Annotated in this window: 5 protein-coding genes; 1 reads left to right on the top strand and 4 read right to left on the bottom strand. The window is 41.1% G+C overall.

Going from position 1 to position 5,583, the window contains the following annotated elements:
- From G4P69_RS35170 to xisF, 4 genes are all read right to left on the bottom strand, one after another.
- The coding region (locus G4P69_RS35170) for an alpha-amylase family glycosyl hydrolase (protein ID WP_243903141.1) at positions 1-713 on the bottom strand (713 nt) is incomplete at its 3' end.
- Between the two features lie 343 nt (positions 714-1,056).
- Complete coding sequence (locus tag G4P69_RS35165) at positions 1,057-2,142, bottom strand: aldo/keto reductase (RefSeq protein WP_208345841.1); 1,086 nt, start codon at positions 2,140-2,142, stop codon at positions 1,057-1,059.
- A 466-nt stretch (positions 2,143-2,608) separates the two neighbouring features.
- Positions 2,609-3,187 carry a PadR family transcriptional regulator gene (locus tag G4P69_RS35160; protein WP_208345839.1) on the bottom strand — a complete coding sequence of 193 codons (579 nt, stop codon included), beginning with the start codon at positions 3,185-3,187 and terminating at the stop codon, positions 2,609-2,611.
- A gap of 362 nt (positions 3,188-3,549) precedes the next feature.
- On the bottom strand, positions 3,550-5,091 hold the full coding sequence (xisF, locus tag G4P69_RS35155; RefSeq protein ID WP_208354538.1) for a fdxN element excision recombinase XisF: 1,542 nt from the start codon (positions 5,089-5,091) through the stop codon (positions 3,550-3,552).
- A gap of 293 nt (positions 5,092-5,384) precedes the next feature.
- Here xisF and G4P69_RS35150 point away from each other — a divergent pair.
- Positions 5,385-5,583 (top strand): aminotransferase class V-fold PLP-dependent enzyme (locus G4P69_RS35150; protein WP_208354537.1); only part of this gene is annotated, 199 nt, incomplete at its 3' end.

The following is a 5,583-nucleotide window of genomic DNA, read 5'->3' as shown; positions in this document are numbered from 1 at the left end:
AGTTGTTTAGCAACAGTTGGATTATCCAAGACAGCACTAAGGTGACGACCAAAGATATCTATATAGGCATCTGCAATGTTACCAGAACTGATATTCCCAATTATGAGAAAATTATCTTTGCCGATTGATTGAGCGTATTCGCGAATTGAGTCGTTGAATTTCCGAGAATCTTCAACACAAAGGAGCTGATCTATATCGACGCAGAAACCATCACAGTCACAAAGACCAATCCAGTATTGATATACTCTTACTAGATTTGCTTGGAGATGACGATTGTAAATCACATCCAGGACGACATAGATATTGCGATCGTGAGCAGCATCTATTAAATCTCTTAAATCTTGACGATTTCCAAAGTGAGGGTCAATTTCTAAAAAGTTTTGATTAGCGTAATCAAAAACTGATCCAAGCCAAAGTGCTGTGACTCCCAATCTTTGTAAATAGTCCAACTTACTTTTAATACCCCTGAGAGTACCACCGACAAACTTTGTACCTGCTGCCATCCAGGTAGCTTTCTCCTTAACTTTATATCTTAACGGATTCGTGCGATCAAAAAGCTCTTTCTGATTTTCGTTTCCATCACTGAATCTATCTGGTAGTAGCTGGTACAAAAACTGATCTCGCCAATTCACAGGGCTGGGATAAACTCTCCCTCGTGGTTTCAGATCTACTTGGGAGACTTGCTGAGGTGCCAATTGTTCGATTTTTGCCATAAGGACTTACGCAATGAGAGAAACAGTAGAGTACACTGCTTTATGGTAAGCCTTCCGAGGGAACACATAAGAAGAAATATTTTGCTTCCAAAATTCATCCCACACTATCTCCAAGTGTCCAGATGTAGAATGAATTTTGGCTTAACTGCTTTCTTGCACTTGGGCTGTCAGCCAGCCAGCGATTTAAATCGCGCTTCTGATAGCTAAAGTCCTCTCAAGAGGACTGCTCAAGGATTTCAGTCCATTGAAATGGAATGCGCGCTATTAGCCCGGGACTTAAGTTCTGGGCGGGATGTCGGGCTCAGAGAATGTCTTGGAATTTATGCTTTTTTTAATCAGTCTTTTACTGATGAGGTGCCAATGATTCGCGCATCATTCCGTAACCGTGATGATTTTCTATCGCGTTGAACGTACCTCCAAAAAGGCGATCGCGTATAGTGTCGTTTTGCAAAAAGTCATGGGGGAAACCTAACTCAATCTGGCTAACTTGATTGAGGCGCTGTAAATGTTCTTGCGACAGCTTAATGTCTACACAAGACAAATTATCTTTAATCTGTGATAACTTGCGCGCACCAACAATAGGGATAACTGTATTTCCTCGGGTAAGCAACCAAGCAAGAGCAACTTGTGAAGCAGTAGATCCAATTTCTTGAGCAACTTGGCTGACGACTTCAGCTATTTTCAAACTGCGTTCAGGAATTTCTGATCCTCTAGAACTTGCAGTTTGCTTTGAATCACCATTATTTCCATTTGTATTATACTTACCTGTCAATACCCCTCCAGCCAAAGGCGACCAAGGTGTTAGAGCAATGTCAAATGCTTGTGCCATTGGTAACAAATCTCGCTCTGGAGCCCGTTCGATTAAACTGTATTCAATTTGCAAAGCAACGAAGGGACTCCAACCGTAGCACTGAGCTAAGGTGTTAGCCTGAGCCACAATCCAAGCTGGTGCATCAGAGATACCGATGTATAGAACTTTTCCTGCACGAACCAAGTCATCAAACGCCCGCATCACTTCTTCTATTGGGGTTGTATAATCCCAAGCGTGCAGCCAGAATAGGTCAATGTAATCAGTATTCAACCTTTTTAAGCTACCTTCGAGCGACTGGATCATATTTTTACGATGGTTACCGCTACCGTTAGGATTGCCCTTGCGGTCATTCATCTGTAAAGGAAAGGAATATTTTGTAGCAACAACCAAGCGTTCGCGTTCAGAAGCAATAAATTCACCGAGAATTTTTTCACTACTGCCGTCAGTATAACCATTAGCTGTATCTAGGAAATTACCGCCTGCCTCAACAAAGGTATCAAAAATCTGGCGGCTTTCGTCCTTTGATGCACCCCAACCCCATTCTTCTCCAAAGGTCATTGTACCAAGACAAAGTTCAGACACGCGCAAGCCGCTTTTCCCTAAAAGTTTGTACCGCATGTTGCAATCAAGTTTAACGCGACCGTATAAGGCTAAAGCATTATATTTTTTGATTCTTCTATCTGCGGGTTTAAATATCTTAGCTAATTGGTTGAATTTTTTAACATGGTCTGGTCAAATGCTGAAAGAGAAGTTTCCTATGCTCAGCGATCGCACTTTAGTTAGGTTTTTCTCTTTCTTTAGATTGTTAAGTTGAAGGTGCATAAAAAGGAGTCAGTAGCCAGAATACAGGAGTCAGAATACCACCCATGGAGGGATGATGTTTTAGGAAAAGTTTCACCCCCTATCTCGTCCCTTATGGACGAGGTTTTAACCAGTATTTATCATTCTGACTTCTGACTCCTGACTCCTGAATTCTTCTTCATAAAAATCAGTAGATCAACATTCTCAAAGGTTTAGAAGAAACTATACTCTGCCGTTATCCGATTAATGGAGCAATTGGCTCAGTTGTCGAAATATCTTTAAGTTAATCCTCAGCAAGAAACTTGTAAATCTCGCGCTTTACTTGAACAAGCAGATCACGTACTCGATTTGCTTGCGCTGAATTGCCACTGCGCGCCACTTGCGTAACTAGATCATTTAACTCTGTTAAAGTACGCCGCAACTCGATTAATCCCGAAGGCTTATTTTCTGTGACACTGTCGTAAGTGTTTCTGGAATTGGGCTGCGGGTGGCGATCGCGCAGTAATTGTCTACCAGCCTCTGTAATTGTGTAGACACGCTTACCATCGACTTGCTCACTAGTCAAATAACCACCTTCTTCCAACATCTGAAGTGTTGGATAGACGGAGCCTGGGCTAAGACGGCGAAAGCCTCCGCGACGGTTTTCTAGTTCCTTAATCAATTCATAACCATGCTGAGGACGCTCAGATAGCAGCCCAAGGAGCATAAATTTGATATCACCGCGACGGGTACGAGGCTCATCTCCCCAGTCACCACCAAATGAACCTCTGTGCCCATGTCGTCCACTCATGAAAAATGGATGGGCAAATTCTTCTCCAGCATGGACTGGTACAGGAAAACGTAGATGAAATGGTTTAAACATATGTAACTTCTTGTTTTAGTTGACGTATCACGATATATCGCTATCTCTAAATACAATATATTGCGATATATCGGATTTGTCAACGACAAATTCTGAATACTGACTCATCTATTAATCACCGCTTGTTTGCAGCGCTTCAGGATGCGTGAGCTATAAAATTTTTACAAGCATCTGGCTTGCGATGAACAGAAAACTTTTGAGGGTTAGATATCCTCAAAGTATTGAATGATGGTGATTATGGCTTACGAAACTTGGTCACAGGTTGTCATGCGCACAGTGATTGAATGGGAGAAACAGAACGAACTAAAACGTTCTCCCGCTGTTGAGCAGAACCTAGATGTAAAACGGAAAAGAAAATCTGCCTAATAACGATACTCAATGTCTGTAACAAAGTTTCCATCCACGAATATTCTTTTGATGCAGCCATTGAGTATTGTTCTTTTGTCTACAAGTTGTAACCCCTGCCAGTAGCTTTTATTAGCAAAAGCTTGTACAATTCGCCCTTTGGCGATACGCGACTGTTTTGATGTATTATTTTGTGATGCGAGTGCTAGAGCAATCTGTTCTTTGAGAACATTCTTTGCTTGGTTAAGCCCCGGATTTGATGGTAATGTTTCGAGATTATTAAGAGAAGCCCGAAGCGTTTTAACTTCTGGTGGCTCTTCCATGGGTTGTTCATCTTCCTCAACAAGGTTTGCCAACCGCTCTGCTTCTTGTGCTAATAAATCAACGATTTGGGTATCAAGTATTTTTGATGAAATCATAATTTTATTAGTACAGCTACCTGCTTTATAGGAGCGGCACTGAAAATAATAAATAGTTTCCCCATTCTTATTTACCCGTTTTGCATGACGAGTCATTGATGCATTGCAGTGAGCGCACTTGAGTAGATTGGAAAATGGATTAATCTCGTTGTCTTCCCTTGAAACCCAGCGATTACTCCTATTCTCGCGGATCATCTGTTTGACTCGTTCATGTTCTGCATAGGAAATAATTGCCTCATCATCATGAGTTCCCCACTTTACTTTCCATTCGTCGAAGTGTTTTCGGTTTCCCTTTGACTTAACATAAGTGTCAAAAAGTAACCCTCCTGCATAAACAGGATTAACTAACAATGCTTTTAATCCAGAAACTGACCATCTCAACCCAGTCCACGGATAACGTAAAGGATGACCAGATTTAGTAGGTGTAAACGCTATTTCATCTAAATCATCGTCGCTGATCATCTGTGACGATGCTTTCGATTTACCCCAATCAAGAGCCTGTGTTTGGATACCAAAATCCGCGTGAAGTTTGCGAACAGTTGCAGCAACAGATCCACATTCAAAGAAAGTATTAAAAATATGCCGAGCTAAACCAGAGACAGTTAATTCTATTTGTCCTTCTAGCAAGCAAACACATGGTGAATGATCGCGTACATATTTATCATTTTGTATGCAATACCCTAAAGGCGCTATGCGATGGCTTTTACCTTGGTTGATTCTGTGACGGCGTTCGCTTTTCAATCTTTCTGTGACCATTTTTACTTCAAATTTTGCAGCCGCAAGTAACATATCAATAGTTAATTCCCCCCCTAAGCTGTCGGGGTCAACACCTTGGTCAAGTGTTATTAGCTTAATTCCCTTTGTGCGTAAAACTTCTAGTAAGGAATAAAATAAGCGCGATGATGAACCAATACGGTCGATTCGTGTAAACTGTAACGATTTTACTTTACCTGCTGGAGATGCCTTTAAATCATTAATTAATTGTTGCAGTCCTTCTCTAACTTCCGTTGTTCGCGATTGAATATCCCAGTATATTTTTGAACATCCTGCATCTCGCAAGCGTTCTATTTGCTTACGCAACGCTCCTTTATCTGTTTGTTGCTCCTCACTACTAACTCGCGCGTAACCCCAGCTTTCCATAAAAAGTGTTATTCCAAAAGAATTCAGGAGTCAGGAGCCAGGAGTCAGAATAAATACTGGTTTAAAACCTCAGCACTTGTAGACGAGACAGGGGTTGAAACTTTTCTTAAAACACCATCTCTTTATTCTGACTCCTGAATTCTGTCTCCTGACTCCTCTCTATTATATTAGATAGCAATGATTTCTACTCTCAGAAATTATCCGAACGATTAGCTGTTCATCAAAAGGTTGGAGCTGAAGCATAGAATAACTCCTTTCTAACTGTTTACTCTTGTTAAATTAATTTGAAAGCAATGCAAAAGAACAGCATTTATCTTGATAATAATGCCACCACGAAGGTAGATCCAGAAGTTGTAGAGGCGATGCTGCCTTATTTAACCGAATATTACGGCAATCCGTCTAGTATGCATACCTTTGGTGGGCAAGTCGGTAAAGCCTGTAAGCAAGCAAGGGAAAAAGTAGCAGCTTTGCTAAATGCTGATGAATCAGAAA

Source organism: Aetokthonos hydrillicola CCALA 1050 (assembly GCF_017591665.1).
In the GTDB taxonomy this organism is placed as follows: Bacteria; Cyanobacteriota; Cyanobacteriia; order Cyanobacteriales; family Nostocaceae; genus Aetokthonos; species Aetokthonos hydrillicola.
The sequence above is the reverse complement of the archived record's forward strand: the minus strand, read 5'-3'. Positions and strand labels throughout refer to the sequence as shown.